Below are 17,566 nucleotides of genomic sequence, written 5' to 3'. Positions count from 1 at the left end.
GGTGGAACCTCGCCCCCGTCGGGAACGAAGCTGGAATAAGGGCAGGACGCAGTGAAATCAAGCCGACCACTGTCCCTGCCCTCATCCGCCCCTTGCGGGGCACCCTCTCCCGTCGGGAGAGGGACGAACCTCAGGCGCGTGCTTCCTTGAGCAGCGCACCGCCGGCCTTGCGCTCGCGCGCGGCGCGGATGAACCCGATGAACAGCGGATGCCCGCCGCGCGGCGTGGACAGGAACTCCGGGTGCGCCTGGCAGGCCAGGAACCACGGGTGCTGGTCACGCGGCAACTCGACCACTTCCACCAGCGTGTCGTCCATCGACTTGCCGGAGATCACCAGGCCGGCGTCTTCCAGCTGGGTGCGATAGCGGTTGTTGAACTCGTAGCGGTGGCGGTGACGCTCGGCGACCACGTCCTTGCCGTACAGCTCGTGGGCCAGCGTGCCCGGCTTCAGGCGCTGCTCCTGCAGGCCCAGGCGCATGGTGCCGCCCAGGTCGGACTTCTCGTCGCGCTTCTCGACTTCGCCGCTGGCGGTGCGCCATTCGGTGATCAGGCCGATCACCGGGTTCGGCGACTGGCGGTCGTTCTCGGTGCTGTTGGCACCGTCCAGACCGGCCACGTGGCGTGCGTAATCCACCACTGCCGCCTGCATGCCGTAGCAGATGCCGAAGTACGGCACCTTGTGCTCGCGGGCGAACTGGGAGGTCAGCACCTTGCCTTCGAAGCCTCGGTCGCCGAAGCCACCGGGCACCAGGATGCCGTCCACGCCGTCCAGGCTGGCAAGGCCGGACTCGGCCAGCTCCTGCGCCTCGAGCCACTTCAGGTTGACCTTGGTGCGCTGGCGCAGGCCGCCGTGCTTGAGCGCCTCGCCGACCGACTTGTAGGCGTCCTGGTGGTCGACGTACTTGCCGACCACGGCGATGGTCACTTCATCCAGCGGATGCAGCGCGGCGTCGAGCACCGACTCCCATTCGGACAGGTCGGCCGGACCGGCCTTGTCGCCCAGCTTGAGCTGGTTGACCACGATGTCGTCCAGGCCCTGCGCATGCAGGCCCATTGGCACGCGGTACAGCACTTCCACGTCCGGCACGCTGATCACGGCGCGCTCGGAGACGTTGGTGAACAGCGAGATCTTGCGGCGCTCCGAATCCGGGATGGCGTGCTCGGAACGGCACAGCAGCACGTCCGGCTGGATGCCGATCGAGCGCAGCTCCTTGACCGAGTGCTGGGTCGGCTTGGTCTTCAGTTCACCGGCAGCGCCGATGAACGGCACCAGCGTCAGGTGCATGAACAGCGCCTTCTCCGGTCCGCGCTCGGTGCGCACCTGGCGGATGGCCTCAAGGAACGGCAGCGACTCGATGTCGCCCACGGTGCCGCCGATCTCCACCAGCGCCACGTCGAAGCCTTCGGTGGCCTCGTCGATGCAGCGGCGGATCTCGTCGGTGATGTGCGGGATCACCTGCACGGTGGCACCGAGGTAATCCCCCCGGCGCTCCTTGCGGATCACGTTCTCGTAGATGCGCCCGGTGGTGATCGAGTTCTTGCGGCTCAACCGGGTGTGGACGAAGCGCTCGTAGTGGCCCAGGTCCAGGTCGGTCTCGGCACCGTCGTCGGTGACGTAGACCTCACCATGCTGGAAGGGGCTCATCGTGCCTGGATCGACGTTGATGTACGGATCCAGCTTCATCATCGTGACCTTCAGGCCACGTGCCTCGAGGATGGAGGCCAGAGACGCGGCTGCAATGCCCTTGCCAAGCGAGGACACCACACCGCCAGTAACAAAAATAAGGGGGGTCACGGCTCACTGCCTCCCGGAAAGCCCTAGTTTAAAGGTTGTCGCCCAAACACCCAAGCGCAGGATGCGGCGAGATCAAAAAAAAGACGCCCCGGCCTGCGCCGGGGCGTCTGTCATCCAGCGGGAAACGCGTCAGCGACGGCGACGGGCTTCCTCTTCCTCTTCTTCACGCGGCGCCGACTGGTCGCCCTGCGCCCTGTCCTGGGCGGCAGCGGCGGCACGGCGTTTGGCCTTCTGCTCGGCCTCGCTCTGGGCCTTGTCTTCCGGCGCCTTCTGGGCGGTCTCGCCCGCCTTCGGCTTGCCGGCGTCCTGCGCCATCACGAAGGGAACCGCCACCACTACGGCAGCAACAGCAGCCAGAGCCAGCATTTTCGACGATTTCATCCGATTCCTCCTGGGAACACCCCGTCCGACGGGACCGGGCTCTTCTTGGACCGGGCATAGGATACCCCGATCCGGCTCGCCCGCCCCTGAATGCCCTGCGTGCAAAAATCGTCGGCAGACCGCAAACTCGCACGTCGCTTTGCGCCTTATCGAGATACATGAACGCCCGCTATAACGCCGCCGACATCGAAGTCCTCTCCGGCCTGGACCCGGTCAAACGCCGCCCCGGCATGTACACCGACACCGCGCGCCCGAACCATCTGGCGCAGGAAGTCATCGACAACTCGGTCGACGAAGCCTTGGCCGGCCACGCGAAGACGGTGGAAGTCACCCTGTTCAAGGACGGCAGCTGCGAGGTCAGCGATGACGGCCGCGGCATGCCGGTGGACATCCATCCGGAAGAGAAGATCCCGGGCGTGGAGCTGATCCTGACCCGCCTGCATGCCGGCGGCAAGTTCAGCAACCGCAACTACACCTTCTCCGGCGGCCTGCACGGCGTCGGCGTGTCGGTGGTCAATGCACTGTCCAACCTGGTGGAGATCCACATCCGCCGCGAAGGCAGCGAGCACCGCATCACCTTCCGCGACGGCGACCGCGCCAGCCCGCTGGAAGTGGTCGGCAGCGTCGGCAAGAAGAACACCGGCACCCGCCTGCGCTTCTGGCCGGACCCGAAGTACTTCGACACCCCCAAGTTCAACGTGCGCGCCCTGCGCCACCTGCTGCGCGCCAAGGCCGTGCTGTGCCCGGGCCTGACCGTCAAGCTGACCGACGAAGCCACCGGCGAAGTCGACACCTGGTATTTCGAGGATGGCCTGCGCGACTACCTGAAGGCCGAGCTGGGCGAGCGCGAGATGCTGCCGGCCGAGCTGTTCACCGGCAGCCTGAAGAAGGAAACCGAGGTGGTCGACTGGGCCGTGGCCTGGCTGCCGGAAGGCGAGCTGGTCCAGGAGAGCTACGTCAACCTGATCCCGACCGCCCAGCACGGCACCCACGCCAACGGCCTGCGCACCGGCCTGACCGAGGCGCTGCGCGAGTTCTGCGACTTCCGCAACCTGCTGCCGCGCGGCGTCAAGCTGGCCCCGGAAGACGTCTGGGACCGCGTGTCGTTCGTGCTGTCGCTGAAGATGACCGACCCGCAGTTCAGCGGCCAGACCAAGGAGCGCCTGTCCTCGCGCCAGGCCGCCGGCTTCGTCGAGGGCGCCTCGCATGACGCCTTCAGCCTGCTGCTCAACCAGAACGTGGAGCTGGGCGAGAAGATCGCCCAGATCGCGATCGAGCGCGCCAGCGCGCGATTGAAGACCGAAAAACTGGTCACCCGCAAGAAGGTCACCCAGGGCCCCGCCCTGCCCGGCAAGCTGGCCGACTGCATCAGCCAGGACCTGTCGCGCACCGAGTTGTTCCTGGTGGAAGGTGACTCGGCCGGCGGCAGCGCCAAGCAGGCCCGCGACAAGGACTTCCAGGCCATCCTGCCGCTGCGCGGCAAGATCCTGAACACCTGGGAAGTCGCCTCCGGCAGCGTGCTGGCTTCCGAGGAAGTGCACAACCTGGCCATCGCCATCGGCTGCGACCCGGGCAAGGACGACTTGTCCGGCCTGCGTTACGGCAAGGTGGTGATCCTGGCCGACGCCGATTCCGACGGCCTGCACATCGCAACCCTGCTGGCGGCGCTGTTCCTGAAGCACTTCCCGGCCCTGGTCGATGCCGGCCATGTGTTCGTGGCGATGCCGCCGCTGTTCCGCGTGGACGTGGGCAAGCAGGTGTTCTACGCGCTGGACGAGGAAGAAAAGCGCGCGATGCTGGACAAGATCGAGCGCGAGAAGATCAGGGGCCAGGTCAGCGTGACCCGCTTCAAGGGCCTGGGCGAGATGAACCCCTCGCAGCTGCGCGAATCCACCATCCACCCCGATACCCGCCGGCTGGTGCAGCTGACCGTGGACGACAGCGAAGCGACGCGTTCGTTGATGGACATGCTGCTGGCCAAGAAGCGCGCGGCCGACCGCAAGGGCTGGCTGGAGAGCAAGGGGGATCTGGCTTCACTGGAAGCCTGACGCCCGGCTACTCATTGCCCCCAGCCGTGGCGACGGCGCAAGCATTCCCGCAACGGATGTGACTGCTTGGCGCGGTTGGAGAGCAAGGGCGACCTGGCCTCGCTGGAAGCCTGATCGCCGGACTCGCCCAAGAGCGCCGGGATTGCATCCCGGCCTGCGAAGCCCGCCACCATGGCGGGCTTTTTGTTGGCCGCTTCAGCCGCCTGCCGGCAGCGCGGCGCCTCGCTCCGCCACGAGCTTGCCAGACAAGCCTCATTCCTTCCCCTTGGCTTCGCCAAGGGGAGGCGCCGGGAACCGGAGCAAATGCCGGAAGCAGAAAGGCCCGCCATTCCTGGCGGGCCTTCGCACTTCTTCGTCGATCAGCGACTGATCAATTCCAGCCGATCAACGCGAACAGCTTGAGGATCAGATAGGCGCAGCCGCCGGCGGCCGGGATGGTCAGGATCCAGGCCCAGATGATGCGCTCGATCACGCCGATGCGCAGCGACTTCGGGTTCTTGGCGAAGCCCACACCCATGATCGCGGTGGAGATGCTGTGCGTGGTCGAGACCGGCATGCCGAAGTGGGCAGCCAGGGTCAGGATCGTCGCCGAGCTGGTCTCCGCGGCGAAGCCGTGGATCGGGTGCAGCTTGACCATCTTGTGGCCCAGCGTCTTGATGATCTTCCAGCCACCGGAGGCGGTACCGGCAGCCATCACCACCGCACAGGTCAGCACGATCCACATCGCGATGCCGTCACCGGCATGCGCGTCCGGGTGCATGAAGGCCAGCCAGGACGGCAGGTCGTTCAGCGCACCGGTCGCTTCGGCACCGATCAGGGTCATGGCGATGATGCCCATGGTCTTCTGCGCATCGTTGTGGCCGTGGGCGAAGCCCATGTAGGCCGCCGAGACGATCTGCGCCTTACCGAAGAAGGCATTGACCCAGCGCGGACGGGCCAGGCGGCCAAGCACGCCACCGGCGCGCGCCATGCCGGCGATGATCGCCCACAGCAGGCACATCACCACGATGCCGAGCAGGAAGCCCGCCACCGGCGAGGTGATCATCGGCACGAACACCTTCCACAACAGGCCCTTGTTCTGCGCCCAGTCGCCGACGTTCTTGGACCAGATCAACGCGTCCCAGTTGTTGTGCGCGGCCGCCAGGCCGGCACCGCACAGACCACCGATCAGCGCGTGCGAGGACGAAGACGGCAGGCCTTTCCACCAGGTGATCAGGTTCCAGACGATGCCGCCGAGCAGCGCGCACAGGATCACCTGCGGGGTCACGTCGACCACGTCGGTATTGAGCAGGCCGTTGGCGATGGTCAGCGCCACCGCGGTGCCGGTCAGCGCACCGATCAGGTTCATGCCTGCAGCCAGCATCACCGCCCAGCCGGGCGAGAGCACCTTGGTCGCCACCACGGTGGCGATGGAGTTGGCGGTGTCGTGGAAGCCGTTGATGAACTCGAAGACGAGCGCTGCCAGGATCACCACCAGTACGAGGGTGAGCATCTACCCGCCCCCGTCAGCTGTTTTTCAGCACGATCTGGTAAACCACCACACCGGCCTCGCGGCAACGGTCGATGGCCTTTTCCAGGATCTCGAAGAATTCCTTCAGCAGGAACATCTGCAGGTTGTCCAGGCGACCGGAATAGATGTCGCGGTACAGCTCCAGCATCAGGCGGTCGGCTTCGTTCTCCAGCGCACGCAGCTTCTCGTTGAGCGCGGTCATGCGGTCCAGGTTCATGTGGCGCAGGTCGTTGACCATTTCCACCACCACCCCGGCCGCCTGCTCCAGCATCGCCGCGCGCGGCGCGAAGTCGATCTGGTCCAGGTGCTGCACGGCCAGCGAGTAGCGATCGGCGAACTTCTCGATCTGCTTGGGAATCTTGTACAGCGCCGAACCCAGCGCTTCGATGTCCTCGCGCTCGATCGGGGTCATGAAGCTGTCCACCAGCGCCTGGCTGATCTTGTCCGAGGCGGCGCGCTCGCGCAGACGGGCGAGCTTGAAGGCATCCAATGCCGGCTGACGATCGGCTTCGCGCATCATCCCGTGCAGCGCCTTGGCACTGTCATAGGCGGCCTGCGCGGCCTCGTCGAGGTAGGTGTAGAACTGCTTGCCGGAGCCAAAGATGGTCTGCAACGAAAACATGGGGAACCTATTCGCCGTCGCGGGAGGGACGGCACCGGGGGCGAATTATGACGACTAGATGGCAATCAGGGTATTCCTGCGTCCCACCTGAACGAGAAATGTGAACACGGCGTTGCCGCGAAAGGGGCCCGGTTTGCTACTATTCGCCAGCGCCTTCACGGCGCACCCTATGGACGACGACCCTTATCCCCCGCCGCCGCGCCGGATCCCGCTCCTGAGCGCCCGCCGCCATCGCATGCACCCGCCCTCCCTGCCACCAACCCGGGGAGACGCCCGTGTTTGAACTGATCATCGTACTTGCCCTGATTCTTGTGAACGGGTTCTTCGCCATGTCCGAAATGTCGGTCATGACCTCGCGCAAGAGCCGCCTCAAGCAGCAGGCCGCCACCAGCAAGCGCGCCCAGCGCGCACTGGAACTCTCTGAAAAACCTGAGAATTTCCTGTCCACGGTGCAGATCGGCATCACCCTGATCGGCATCCTTACCGGTGTCTACGGCGGTGAATCGATCGGCCTGATGATCGCCGGCTGGCTGCATGAGCTGGCCCCGGGCTTCGCCTATTCCGATTTCACCGGCAAGGCGCTGGCCGTTGCTCTGATCACCTATTTGACGCTGATCTTCGGCGAACTGGTCCCCAAACGTCTCGCCCTGACCCGCTCGGAGAACATCGCCGGCTTCGTTGCGGTGCCGATGAGCTGGCTGGCCCGCATTGCCGCCCCCGGCGTGTGGCTGCTGTCGCGTTCCACCCAACTGGTGCTGCGCGTGCTCGGCCTGGGCAAGACCGAGTCGGCGTCGGTCACGGAAGAGGAGATCCGCATGCTGGTGGCCGAGAGCCACGAGGCCGGCGTGATCGACACCCATGAGCGCGACATGATGAACCGCGTGATGCGCCTGGGCGACCGCACCGCCGACAGCCTGATGACCCCGCGCAACCGCATTGCCTGGCTGGACACCACCGCTGCGCCGGAGAAGAACCTGCAGGCGATGCGCGACCATGCGTTCTCGCGCTACCCCGTCTACCGCGGCCACGACCAGGACATCGCCGGCATCCTCGAGGTGAAGTCGCTGGTGACCCGCCTGGACGGCGGCAACGGCTCGCTGTTCGAGAACCTGCGCGAAACGCTGTACGTGTCCGAATCCACGCATGCGATGAAGCTGCTGGAAATCTTCCGCGAGGAACACCAGTCAATGGCGCTGGTCGTCGACGAGTACGGCGAAATCCAGGGCCTGGTGACCATTTCCGACCTGATGGGCGCCGTGGTCGGCCGCCTGCAGGCGGCCGAGAACACCGACGACGACGCGCTGGTGGTGACCCGCGCCGATGGCTCGCTGCTGGTCGACGGCTCGCTGCCGGTGGACGACCTGCAGGAGCTGATGGACGGCGCCAGCCTGCCCGACGCCGAGGATGGCGACTACTACACCCTGGCCGGCATGTGCATGCACTATTTCGGCCGCATCCCGCACGCCGGCGAGTTCTTCGACTGGGCCGGCTGGCGCATCGAGATCGTCGACCTGGACGGCGCCCGCATCGACAAGCTGCTGTTGCACCGCCTGCCGGAAGAAGATGCCGATGACACCACCGGCTGAGCAGGACGACCCGGCACTGGACAACGCCTATCAGAACGAGGGCATCCGCACCCTGCTGGGGATGTTCGAGAAGGGTGACCCGGCCGAGCAGCTGTCGTTGGGGCAGGTGCTGCACGGATTGGAGCAGAGCGCCTTCGGCATGTTCCTGTTCATCGCCATCCTGCCCTCCTTCATCCCGATCCCGGGCGTTGGCGGCGCGGTCAGCGGCCCGCTGGTGCTGCTGATCGGGTTGCAGTTGATCATCGGCCTGTCGCGCCCCTGGCTGCCGGGCTTCATCGCCCGGCGCGGCCCCAGGCGCAGCACGATGCACAAGTTCCTCAACCGGATCAGCCGCCCGCTGCAGCGCCTGGACCGGATGCTCAAGCCCCGCCTGCCGCTGCTGATCGACCCGCTGCCGGCACGGATCCTGACGGGCCTGCTGTTGATCCTCACCGGCATCCTGCTGAGCCTGCCGATCCCCTTCACCAACTATCTGTTCGGCTTCCAGCTGCTGTTGTTCGCGCTGGCACTGATCGAGCGCGACGGCGCGTTGATGCTGTTCAACTGGATCGCCGCCATTGCCGGCGGCGTGTTCTTCGGCATGGGGTCCGGGCAACTGGTGAGCAGCATGCTGGAGCTGTTCCAGCGCTGGACCGGCGGCTGAGCGCCCATCTGCAACGCCTATCAGGGTTCACCGGCTTCGCGGCCAAGGCCGCCCCTGGCGGCCCATCGTAGGAGCGCTTTCAGGCGCGAAGCAGGCATGAGCCCTACGTGCATGGCCCCTGTGACCGGATGATCCGTCGGCTTCGCGGCCGAGGCCGCTCCTGCGCTGCGTCAACGATTGGCTTCGGTCCAGGCCTGCATCGCCAGCTCGAACGAACGCAGCCGCGCGCGGTGCTCGAAGATGTTGGCGGTCACCAGCATCTCGTCCGGGCGATGCCGCTCGGCGAAGGCCTTGAGCCCTTCGGCCACCTGCGCCGGATCACCCAGCACGGTGCAGGCCAACGCCCGCTCCACACCCGACTTCTCGTGCGGCTCCCAGAACGCCTCGATGTCGTCCAGGGGCGGCGGAATCAGGCCCGGGCGACCGCGACGCAGGTTGACGAAACTCTGCTGCTGGGTGGTGAACAGCCGGCGTGACTCCGCCTCCGACGCGCTGGCAACCACGTTCAAGGCGAGGATCACGTAGGGCTGTGACAGGCGTGCCGACGGGCGGAACTCGCGGCGATAGATCGCCACCGCCTCGTCCATGGCGTCCGGCGCGAAATGCGAGGCAAAGGCAAACGGTAGGCCCATGGCCGCCGACAGGCGCGCACTGAACAGGCTGGAACCCAGCAGCCACACCGGCACCTCGACGCCCGCGCCCGGTACCGCGCGCACGCTCTGCCCCGGCTCGGCCGGTTCGAAGTAATGCAGCAGCTCGGTGACATCCTGCGGGAACTGGTCGGCGCTGTCGAAGTAGCGGCGCAGCGCCCGCGCGGTGGCATGGTCGGTGCCCGGTGCACGGCCCAGCCCCAGGTCGATGCGGCCGGGATACAACGACGCCAGCGTGCCGAACTGCTCGGCCACCTGCAGCGGGGAGTGGTTGGGCAGCATGATGCCGCCGGCGCCGACACGGATGGTCGAGGTCCCACCGGCCACATGACCGATCAGCACCGAGGTCGCCGCACTGGCGATGCCCGGCATGTTGTGGTGCTCGGCCAGCCAGTAACGGCGATAGCCCCAGCGCTCGGCGTGCTGGGCCAGGTCGAGCATGTTGGCGAAGGCCTGGCGCGGGCCGGCGCCTTCGCAGACCGGTGCGAGATCAAGGATGGAAAGGGGGATCATGGTGCGGCTTCCAAAGACGATGCACGCAACATGGGGGAGCTGGATCGATTAAGGAACAGGCGAAGCCTGAACGCTGTTTTCCGCAGAACTCCCCTGCCCTGCCGCTTCAGGTGTACGCCCGCAGGGAAATGCGCCTGCCCGGAGCCGGCCTCGCCGCGCCGCTACCGGCCAACGGCCCTCGGGACGCCTCAGGCGACCTGGCTGGCGTCGTGGTCGACCAGCGGCTGCAGCTGCGGGTCCAGCGCCACGCGTTCGTCGAACACGAAGCAGCGGCCGTCGTAGCCTTCGCCACCCACTTCCTCGAAATAGCCCAGGATGCCGCCATCGAGCTGCAGCACGTTGTGCATGCCATCGTTCTGCATCCACAGCGCGGCCTTCTCGCAGCGGATGCCGCCGGTGCAGAAGCTGACCACAGTGGCGTCGGACAGTGCATCGCGGTGCGGCGCCAGGGCGGCCGGCAGGTCGGTGAACTTGGCGATCGGCAGGGTCAGCGCGCCGGCGAAGGTGCCGTGCGCGAACTCCTGCTCGTTGCGGGTATCGAGCATCACCACGCGCTTGCCAGCATCGTCATGGCCCTGCCGCAGCCAGCGCTGCAGCGTGGCCGGGGCCACGCTCGGCGCGCGCGGGTAGTCCAGCGGCTGACCGTCGTCACGGCGGAAGCTGATGATCTCCGGCTTGACCTTGGCCTTGAGCCGCGCGAACGGCTGCATCTGGCTGTAGCTGTACTTCACCCGCATGCCGGCGAAACGCGGTTCGGCGGTGAGCTGCGCATAGAACGCATCGATGCCTTCGCCGCTGCCGGCCAGGAACAGGTTGATGCCCTCTTCCGCCACCAGGATGGTGCCGCGCAGCGCCAGCGCCTCGGCGCGCTCGAGCAGGGTGGCGGTCAACGCCTCGGCATCGGCCAGGGCAACGAAATGGTAGGCGGCGGTATTGACGATCATGGCCGCATTGTACCGGCCGGCCGGGTTCAGCCGCGCAGCAGCATGAATGGCAGCAGCACCAGCGCAGCGGCCGCCAGCATGCCCAGCAGCACCAGGATCACGTACAGCGGGCGCTGCCTGAACAGGGAGCCAAAGGTTTCAGCGGTGCCATCGCGCCGCGCTGCCTCACGCTCGCCGCGCACCCGTCGCGAGCGCTCGGCCTGGTAGTCGGCCATCAACGCCTTGGCACGCGGATGGTCGTCGTTCTCGCGCAGCCAGATGCCGCCATGCGAGATCCCCCACGGGCTGGGTTCGGTGCGGTACCAGGCGATGCCGTTGCGGTCGAGCAGCTCGCCGACTTCCTGGCGTTCGTCCTGACCGACATTGCGCAGATTGAGTAGCAGTTTGGCCATCGCGCCATGATACCCGGCAGTGATGCGCTACCCTTGCACGCCCTTTCCGCCGGAGCCCGTCATGCGCCGTCTGTTCATCCCGCTTCTGCTGTCCCTGCTCGCCGCTGGCTGTACGCCTCCGGGGCCGCCACCGGGGGGCAGCATCGCCACGTTCGAGCGCATCGACACCCAGCCGGGTACCGGTGCCGAAGCGGTGCCCGGCACCAAGGTCACCGTGCATTACACCGGGTGGCTGTACGACGAACGCACCGCCGACAAGCATGGCGAGAAGTTCGACAGCTCGCTCGACCGCGGCGAACCGTTCGCCTTCAACCTGGGCGAGAAGCAGGTCATCCGCGGCTGGGATGAAGGCGTTGCCGGCATGAAGGTCGGCGGCAAGCGCACGCTGATGATCCCGGCCGAGTATGGCTACGGCAACCGCCGCACCGGGCCGATCCCGGCCGGCTCCTCGCTGGTCTTTGACGTTGAACTGCTTGATGTCCAGCCCCGCTGAAAAACACGCCGTGGTGATCGGCGGTGGCCCGGCCGGGCTGTTCGCCGCCGAGCGGCTGCGCGCCGCCGGCCTGCAGGTGGACCTGTACGAGACCAAGGGTTCGCCGGGACGCAAGTTCCTGATCGCCGGCAAGGGGGGGCTCAACCTCACCCATTCCGACCCGCGCCCGCTGTTCGACACCCGCTACCGCGAACGGCAGGCGCAGGTCGGCCGCTGGCTGGACGGCTTCGATGCCGAGGCACTGCGCCGTTGGGCGCAGGGGTTCGGCGTGGATACCTATGTAGGCAGTTCCGGGCGTGTGTTCCCGGTGGACCGCAAGGCCGCGCCATTGCTGCGGGGCTGGGTGCGTCGCCTGAAGGAACAGGGGGTGCGCTTCCATGTCCAGCACCACTGGCTGGGCTGGAATGGCGACGGCAGCCTGCGTCTGCGCAATGAGGACGGCGAGATCGGCGTGCACGCCGATGCCACCGTTCTGGCGCTGGGCGGCGGCAGCTGGCCGCAGCTCGGCTCCGACGGCGGTTGGACGACGGTGCTGCAGCAGCACGGCGTGGCCGTGGCACCGCTGCAATCGGCCAATTGCGGTTTCGACATCGACTGGAGCACGCATTTCCAGCAGCGCCATGCCGGTGCACCGCTCAAGCCGGTGATCGCGCATTGGTCGGACCTGCAGGGCCAACCGCAGCAGCTCCAGGGCGAGTGCGTGATCAGCGAGTACGGCATTGAAGGCAGCCTGATCTATGCGCTGGCAGCCGACCTGCGCGAGACGCTCAACCGGCAGGGCCGGGCGCAGCTGGAACTGGACCTGGTCCCGGGCCGCGAGGAAGCACGCCTGCTCGCCGACCTCGGCCGGCCGCGCAAGGGCCGCAGCTTCGGCGAGCACCTGCGCCGTGCGGCGGGGCTGGATGCGGTCAAGGCGGGGCTGCTGTTCGAAGTGCTGGGCAAGGACGCCGGCAATGACCTGCACGCGGTGGCGCGTACGCTCAAGCGCCTGCCGCTGCGTCTGCTGCGCCCGCGCCCGATGGCAGAGACCATCAGCACGGCAGGCGGTGTACGCCTGGAAGCCATGGACGACGGGCTGATGCTGACCGCCCTGCCCGGCGTGTTCTGCGCCGGCGAGATGCTGGACTGGGAAGCCCCGACCGGCGGCTACCTGCTCACCGCCTGCTACGCGAGCGGGCTGCGCGCTGCCGAAGGCGCGATCACCTGGTTGGCGCAGCGGTAAGGCGCAATACGCGGACGCCATCCCGGCCTGCCGGGAGCACATCGTCGCGAGCGCGCCGAGCCATGCGCGACGATGCTCTCCCGGTAGTACCGCAGCGGAGCATGGCTCCGCGCTGCCGGGGTCAGCGTTCCTTGCTTGCGCGCAGCGCGGCGATGCGCGAGGGCGGATTGAACGAATCGCTGCGTGCATCGGCCCAGTAGTCGCGGAACACGACGTGCTCCGGCACCTTGTTCAGCAGTTCACCCGGGGCCAGATAGCGGTACAGGCTGGAAAGCGAACGGATCTCCACCGGCGAAACGCGGCGCAGGATGTGCTCCGGGCCCAGCTCGGACGGATCGTTCAATCCGGCCGCGCCCAGCAGGTCGCGCAGCGCGCGCAGGGTGTTCTCGTGGTAACGGAACACGCGTTGCGCCTTGTCCACCGGCTCCAGGTGCCGCCAACGGCTGGGATCCTGGGTGGCGATGCCGGTCGGGCACTTGTCGTTGTGGCAACTCAGCGACTGGATGCAGCCCAACGCGAACATGAAGCCACGCCCGGCATTGCACCAGTCCGCGCCCAGCGCGATGGTGCGCGCGATCTCGAACGCGCTGGTCACCTTGCCGGCAGCGCCCAGGCGCACGCGGTCGCGCAGGTTCAGGCCCACCAGCGTGTTGTGCACCAGGATCAGGGCTTCGTTCATCGGCACGCCGACGTGGTCGATGAACTCGGCCGGGGCCGCACCGGTACCACCTTCGGCGCCGTCGACGACGATGTAGTCCGGCAGCAACCCGGTTTCCTGCATGGCCTTGGCGATGCCGAACCATTCCCACGGATGGCCGATGGCCAGCTTGAAGCCCACCGGCTTGCCGCCGGACAGCTCACGCAGCCGCGCCACGAACTGCAGCAGCTCGACCGGCGTGGAGAACGCCGAATGCTTGGATGGCGACACGCAGTCCACGCCCATCGGCACGCCACGCGTCTGCGAGATCTCGGCACTGACCTTGGCCGCCGGCAGCACGCCACCATGGCCCGGCTTGGCGCCCTGCGAGAGCTTGATCTCGATCATCTTGACCTGCTCAAGCCGGGCGTTCTCGACGAAGCGCTCCTCGCTGAAGCGGCCATTCTCGTCACGGCAGCCGAAGTACCCCGAGCCCAGCTCCCATACCAGGTCGCCGCCCTGTTCGCGGTGGTAGGGCGAGATCGAGCCTTCGCCGGTGTCGTGGTAGAAGTTGCCCAGCTGCGCGCCCTTGTTGAGTGCGCGGATCGCATTGGCCGACAGCGAGCCGAAACTCATCGCCGAGATGTTAAACACGCTCGCCGAATACGGCTTGGCGCAATCGGCACCGATGACCACGCGGAAATCATGATGCGGGATGCTGGTCGGCGACAGTGAATGGTTGATCCATTCGTAATCCACCGCATAGGCACTGCGCAGCGTGCCGAACGGCACCACGTCCATCTCGTTGCGTGAACGCTGGTAGATCAACTGGCGCTGCTGGCGCGAGAACGGCACGTCCTCCAGGTCGCTCTGCACGAAATACTGGCGGATCTCCGGCCCGATCGACTCGAAGCCATAGCGAAAATGCGCCAGCACCGGATAGTTGCGCCGCAGGACACTGCGGCGCTGCAGCACATCCCAGGTGCCGAGCACCGACATCAGGCCAAACAGGGCCACGCCCCAGTACCAGGCAGGCCATTGGCTTGCCAGGGCCAGCGATACCGGCAACAGGATCAGTGCCAGCACATAAACCAGATAACGATGCATTACCGTCCTCGCGGTCGGGGATGGCGGATTCTACAACCGGTCGTCCACTGCCTGCCGGGGCCAGGCCGATTTCACGTCGTAGACCACCACGTCCGGCACACCCAAGGCACGGATGGCGTCGACATCCAGTTCACGGAACTGCCGGTGCGCCACCGCCAGCACCACCGCGTCGTATGCGCCGGCCGCGGGTTCATCGGCCAGCGTCACCCCGCCCATGTCGTGCGCGCCGCGCGGATCCGCCCATGGGTCGAAGGCATCGACCGAAGCACCCGCCGCGGACAGCATCTGCACCAGGTCCAGTGCGCGACTGTTGCGCAGGTCCGGACAGTCCTCCTTGAAGGTGACGCCAAGCACCAGCACGCGCGCACCGGACAAGGCCTTGCCCTTGCCTTCGAGCAGCAACCGCACCCGCGTGACCACGTGCGCCACCACGCGGTTGTTGACCTGGCGCGCGGTATGGATCAAGTCCGGGTGATAACCCACGCTCTCGGACTTGTGCAGCAGGTAGTACGGGTCCACGCCGATGCAATGTCCGCCGACCATGCCCGGGCGGAACGGCAGGAAGTTCCACTTGGTGCCCGCCGCCTCGAGGACATCGAGGGTGTCGATCTCCAGCTTGTCGAAGATCAGCGCCAGTTCGTTGACCAGCGCGATGTTCACGTCACGCTGGATGTTCTCCACCACCTTGGCCGCCTCGGCCACGCGGATCGACGGCGCCGGCCAGGTACCGGCGGTGATGATGCGCCCGTACAGCGCATCGACCACATCGGCCGCTTCAGGGGTGGAACCGGCGGTGATCTTGCGGATGTCCGGCAGGCGCCGCTGGCGGTCGCCCGGGTTGATCCGCTCGGGACTGTAGCCGCAGTAGAAGTCCTCGTTGAAACGCAGCCCCGAACCCTGCTCCAGCAGTGGCACGCAGACTTCCTCGGTGGTCCCCGGGTACACGGTGGACTCGTAGATCACCAGGTCACCGCGCTTGAGCACGCCGGCGATCAACGCGCTGGCGCGCCGCATCGGCTCCAGGTCCGGCTGCTCGTAGGCGTCGATGGGCGTGGGCACGGTGACGATGTAGACGTTGCGTGGTGCCAGCGCGGCGGCGTCGGCCGTGTAGCGGGCATGCACGCCTGCGGCCAGTTCATCGTCTTCCAGTTCCAGCGTGTGATCGTGCCCGGCCTGCAGCTCGGCCACGCGTGCGGCATCGATGTCGTACCCCAGCACGTCCAGCGTCTTGCCGAACTCCACCGCCAGCGGCAGGCCGACGTACCCCAGGCCGATGATGGCGATCCGCGGCTCGGCCGCAGCAGTAATCCGGGCGCTCATGCCGCTCCTGACAATACGAAGGTGGTGCCCGGGGCGGGGATCGAACCCGCATAGCCTTTCAGCTGAGGGATTTTAAGTCCCTTGCGTCTACCAGTTTCGCCACCCGGGCATCGCGATAGCGTGCCTGATCCGGCCGCAATTGTGAATTGCGGCCGGCGTGGCGGGCGGCGCCGGCATCAGATCGCGCGTGAATAGCGGGCCGGTTGCCGGGGCGCCTTCAGGTAACGGTCAAAGCACATCGCGATCAGGCGCAGCAGGGGGCGCCCCTGGCGCGTGGCGGCCACCACGCCATCCCGGCAGCTGGCCAGCCCGTCCTGCTCCAGGCGGCGCAGCGCCTGCAGCTCGTCGGCGAAGTAGCGGTCGAAGTCCACGCCATGGCGACGGCCCAATGCACGTCCGTCCACCCGGCCATGGCACATCAGCTCCTGGATCAGTGCCGCGCGCAGCACGTCATCGGCATCCAGTTCCAGGCCACGCCAGACCGGCAAGCCACCCGCTTCCAGGCGCGCCTCCCAGTCCTTGAGATCACGCGGGTTCTGGCTGTAGCTGTTGTCGATGCGGCTGATGGCGCTCACCCCGAGCCCCAGCAGGTCAGTGTCGGCGTGCGTGGTGTAGCCCATGAAATTGCGATGCAGGCTGCCCGCCCGCTGGGCGCGCGCGAGATCCTCTTCCGGCAGGGCGAAATGATCCATGCCGATGTACTGGTAACCGGCCGCCGACAGCCGTTCCACCGCCAGCCCCAGCAGGGCCAGCTTCTGGTCCGGATCGGGGAGGTCGGCATCGAGGATCTGGCGCTGCGCCTTGAACATGTGCGGCAGGTGCGCGTAGCCATAGATCGCCAGGCGATCCGGACGCACGGCCATCACGGTGTCGAGCGTGCGCCCGAAGCCGGCCAGCGTCTGCTTCGGCAGGCCGTAGATCAGGTCCACGTTGACCGAGCGCATGCCGCTGTCGCGGCAGGCCTGGAGGATGGCCATCGTGTCATCGACGCCCTGCACGCGGTTGATGGCGTGCTGCACGTCCGGATCGAAGTCCTGCACGCCAAGGCTGGCGCGGTTGAAGCCCAGCGCCGCCAGTCCGGCGATATCGGCCACGCTGACCGAACGGGGGTCCAGTTCGATGGAGAAATCACGCTCGGCGCGCGGGCTGAAACGAAAGCGCCTTCCCAGCCCTTCCAGCAGCCGCCGCAGCTGCGCCGGCTCCAGGAAGTTGGGCGTTCCGCCGCCGAGGTGCAGCTGGATGACTTCGCGGGCCGGGTCGAACAACGGCGCGGCGCGGTCCGCCTCGCGCAGCACCTGGTCCACGTAGTGCTCGCCCTTGCTGCGGTCACGGCTGATCACCCGGTTGCAGCCGCAGTAGAAGCAGGGGCTGGTGCAGTACGGGACATGCACGTAGAGCGAGAGCGGCCGCGCCGAGGTATTGCTGCGCGCGATGGCGGCCTGCAGCTGCGATTGGCCGTAGCCGTCATGAAAGTGCGGCGCCGTGGGATAGGAGGTGTAGCGCGGCCCGGGGCGATCATGCCGGCGCAGCAGCTCCGGGTCGAAGGTCCAGCCCAGCGGGTTCAGCAGTACGGGATTCGTGTCCATGGCGCCAAGGATCTGCCAGCCGGGCTGGCCGCGCCTTGAGCCAGATCAATCCGGCCGCGGCCCATGGCTTGATCCAGATCAAGGCCTTCGGCGCGATCGCCTTCTAGGCTGCGGTCC

General features: G+C 67.0%; 15 protein-coding genes and 1 tRNA gene. 5 read left to right on the top strand and 11 right to left on the bottom strand.

Translation table 11 applies throughout. The features are described 5' to 3' along the window. Nucleotides 1-130 precede the first annotated feature (130 nt). Nucleotides 131-1,795, bottom strand: coding sequence for a CTP synthase (locus IB227_RS15050; RefSeq protein ID WP_132862717.1), 1,665 nt, complete (start codon nucleotides 1,793-1,795; stop codon nucleotides 131-133). A gap of 129 nt (nucleotides 1,796-1,924) precedes the next feature. Continuing rightward, the gene (locus tag IB227_RS15045) at nucleotides 1,925-2,176 is read right to left on the bottom strand and encodes a hypothetical protein (protein ID WP_132862716.1); all 252 of its coding nucleotides are present in this window, start codon (nucleotides 2,174-2,176) and stop codon (nucleotides 1,925-1,927) included. Nucleotides 2,177-2,334: 158 nt separating this feature from the next. Between IB227_RS15045 and parE the strand changes: the two genes are divergently transcribed. Next, nucleotides 2,335-4,224, top strand: a complete 1,890-nt coding sequence (gene parE, locus IB227_RS15040; RefSeq protein ID WP_192288074.1) for a DNA topoisomerase IV subunit B — start codon at nucleotides 2,335-2,337, stop codon at nucleotides 4,222-4,224. Nucleotides 4,225-4,594: 370 nt separating this feature from the next. Here the strand turns inward: parE and IB227_RS15035 are convergent, their stop codons facing one another. Together IB227_RS15035 and IB227_RS15030 are read right to left on the bottom strand one after the other, a co-directional pair. Next, nucleotides 4,595-5,716, bottom strand: coding sequence for an inorganic phosphate transporter (locus tag IB227_RS15035; protein WP_132862714.1), 1,122 nt, complete (start codon nucleotides 5,714-5,716; stop codon nucleotides 4,595-4,597). Nucleotides 5,717-5,729: 13 nt separating this feature from the next. Further along, nucleotides 5,730-6,356 (bottom strand): DUF47 family protein, encoded by a 627-nt coding sequence (locus tag IB227_RS15030; RefSeq protein ID WP_132862713.1) that lies wholly within the window; start codon nucleotides 6,354-6,356, stop codon nucleotides 5,730-5,732. 275 nt (nucleotides 6,357-6,631) lie between these two features. Between IB227_RS15030 and IB227_RS15025 the strand changes: the two genes are divergently transcribed. Both IB227_RS15025 and IB227_RS15020 read left to right on the top strand, forming a co-directional pair. Next, nucleotides 6,632-7,942 carry a hemolysin family protein gene (locus IB227_RS15025; protein ID WP_132862712.1) on the top strand — a complete coding sequence of 437 codons (1,311 nt, stop codon included), beginning with the start codon at nucleotides 6,632-6,634 and terminating at the stop codon, nucleotides 7,940-7,942. Continuing rightward, on the top strand, nucleotides 7,926-8,585 hold the full coding sequence (locus IB227_RS15020; protein ID WP_192288073.1) for an exopolysaccharide biosynthesis protein: 660 nt from the start codon (nucleotides 7,926-7,928) through the stop codon (nucleotides 8,583-8,585). The genes IB227_RS15025 and IB227_RS15020 overlap by 17 nt, the downstream gene beginning before the upstream one ends. Nucleotides 8,586-8,755: 170 nt before the next feature. On the opposite strand, the gene IB227_RS15015 is transcribed toward IB227_RS15020, so the two are convergent. The 3 genes from IB227_RS15015 to IB227_RS15005 form a co-directional block, all read right to left on the bottom strand. Then, nucleotides 8,756-9,748: an LLM class flavin-dependent oxidoreductase gene (locus IB227_RS15015; RefSeq protein WP_192288072.1), complete on the bottom strand. Its 993-nt coding sequence runs from the start codon at nucleotides 9,746-9,748 to the stop codon at nucleotides 8,756-8,758. A gap of 188 nt (nucleotides 9,749-9,936) precedes the next feature. Next, complete coding sequence (locus IB227_RS15010) at nucleotides 9,937-10,692, bottom strand: sulfurtransferase (protein WP_192288071.1); 756 nt, start codon at nucleotides 10,690-10,692, stop codon at nucleotides 9,937-9,939. Between the two features lie 26 nt (nucleotides 10,693-10,718). Further along, the gene (locus IB227_RS15005; RefSeq protein ID WP_192288070.1) at nucleotides 10,719-11,084 is read right to left on the bottom strand and encodes a DUF6164 family protein; all 366 of its coding nucleotides are present in this window, start codon (nucleotides 11,082-11,084) and stop codon (nucleotides 10,719-10,721) included. A 61-nt stretch (nucleotides 11,085-11,145) separates the two neighbouring features. On the opposite strand from IB227_RS15005, the gene IB227_RS15000 reads away from it, so the two are divergent. Beyond that, nucleotides 11,146-11,577, top strand: a complete 432-nt coding sequence (locus IB227_RS15000; protein ID WP_192288069.1) for an FKBP-type peptidyl-prolyl cis-trans isomerase — start codon at nucleotides 11,146-11,148, stop codon at nucleotides 11,575-11,577. Next, a complete protein-coding gene (locus tag IB227_RS14995) occupies nucleotides 11,561-12,799 on the top strand; it encodes a TIGR03862 family flavoprotein (protein WP_192288068.1) in 1,239 nt (412 codons plus the stop codon). Before IB227_RS15000 ends, IB227_RS14995 begins: the two co-directional genes overlap by 17 nt. Nucleotides 12,800-12,920: 121 nt before the next feature. Here IB227_RS14995 and IB227_RS14990 read toward each other — a convergent pair whose 3' ends face one another. The 4 genes from IB227_RS14990 to hemN form a co-directional block, all read right to left on the bottom strand. Beyond that, nucleotides 12,921-14,543 (bottom strand): FMN-binding glutamate synthase family protein, encoded by a 1,623-nt coding sequence (locus IB227_RS14990; RefSeq protein ID WP_192288067.1) that lies wholly within the window; start codon nucleotides 14,541-14,543, stop codon nucleotides 12,921-12,923. A gap of 30 nt (nucleotides 14,544-14,573) precedes the next feature. Continuing rightward, nucleotides 14,574-15,863, bottom strand: coding sequence for a nucleotide sugar dehydrogenase (locus tag IB227_RS14985; protein ID WP_192288066.1), 1,290 nt, complete (start codon nucleotides 15,861-15,863; stop codon nucleotides 14,574-14,576). 22 nt (nucleotides 15,864-15,885) lie between these two features. Beyond that, nucleotides 15,886-15,972: transfer RNA gene (locus IB227_RS14980), tRNA-Leu, on the bottom strand. 67 nt (nucleotides 15,973-16,039) lie between these two features. Then, complete coding sequence (gene hemN, locus IB227_RS14975; RefSeq protein WP_192288065.1) at nucleotides 16,040-17,449, bottom strand: oxygen-independent coproporphyrinogen III oxidase; 1,410 nt, start codon at nucleotides 17,447-17,449, stop codon at nucleotides 16,040-16,042. Nucleotides 17,450-17,566 lie beyond the last annotated feature (117 nt).

Origin of the sequence: Stenotrophomonas sp. STM01 (assembly GCF_014852135.1) — a bacterium.
Taxonomy (GTDB): Bacteria; Pseudomonadota; Gammaproteobacteria; order Xanthomonadales; family Xanthomonadaceae; genus Stenotrophomonas; species Stenotrophomonas capsici.
This window is presented reverse-complemented; position numbering and strand designations above follow the sequence as displayed.

What these genes read in the sequence shown, in the direction of transcription:
- IB227_RS14990 (WP_192288067.1), bottom strand. Translation starts at nt 14,543, where the DNA reads ATGCATCGTTATCTGGTTTATGTGCTGGCACTGATCCTGTTGCCGGTA.
- hemN (WP_192288065.1), bottom strand. Translation starts at nt 17,449, where the DNA reads ATGGACACGAATCCCGTACTGCTGAACCCGCTGGGCTGGACCTTCGAC.
- parE (WP_192288074.1), top strand. Translation starts at nt 2,335, where the DNA reads ATGAACGCCCGCTATAACGCCGCCGACATCGAAGTCCTCTCCGGCCTG.
- IB227_RS15020 (WP_192288073.1), top strand. Translation starts at nt 7,926, where the DNA reads ATGACACCACCGGCTGAGCAGGACGACCCGGCACTGGACAACGCCTAT.
- IB227_RS15015 (WP_192288072.1), bottom strand. Translation starts at nt 9,748, where the DNA reads ATGATCCCCCTTTCCATCCTTGATCTCGCACCGGTCTGCGAAGGCGCC.
- IB227_RS15000 (WP_192288069.1), top strand. Translation starts at nt 11,146, where the DNA reads ATGCGCCGTCTGTTCATCCCGCTTCTGCTGTCCCTGCTCGCCGCTGGC.
- IB227_RS15035 (WP_132862714.1), bottom strand. Translation starts at nt 5,716, where the DNA reads ATGCTCACCCTCGTACTGGTGGTGATCCTGGCAGCGCTCGTCTTCGAG.
- IB227_RS15030 (WP_132862713.1), bottom strand. Translation starts at nt 6,356, where the DNA reads ATGTTTTCGTTGCAGACCATCTTTGGCTCCGGCAAGCAGTTCTACACC.
- IB227_RS14995 (WP_192288068.1), top strand. Translation starts at nt 11,561, where the DNA reads ATGTCCAGCCCCGCTGAAAAACACGCCGTGGTGATCGGCGGTGGCCCG.
- IB227_RS14985 (WP_192288066.1), bottom strand. Translation starts at nt 15,863, where the DNA reads ATGAGCGCCCGGATTACTGCTGCGGCCGAGCCGCGGATCGCCATCATC.
- IB227_RS15010 (WP_192288071.1), bottom strand. Translation starts at nt 10,692, where the DNA reads ATGATCGTCAATACCGCCGCCTACCATTTCGTTGCCCTGGCCGATGCC.
- IB227_RS15005 (WP_192288070.1), bottom strand. Translation starts at nt 11,084, where the DNA reads ATGGCCAAACTGCTACTCAATCTGCGCAATGTCGGTCAGGACGAACGC.
- IB227_RS15045 (WP_132862716.1), bottom strand. Translation starts at nt 2,176, where the DNA reads ATGAAATCGTCGAAAATGCTGGCTCTGGCTGCTGTTGCTGCCGTAGTG.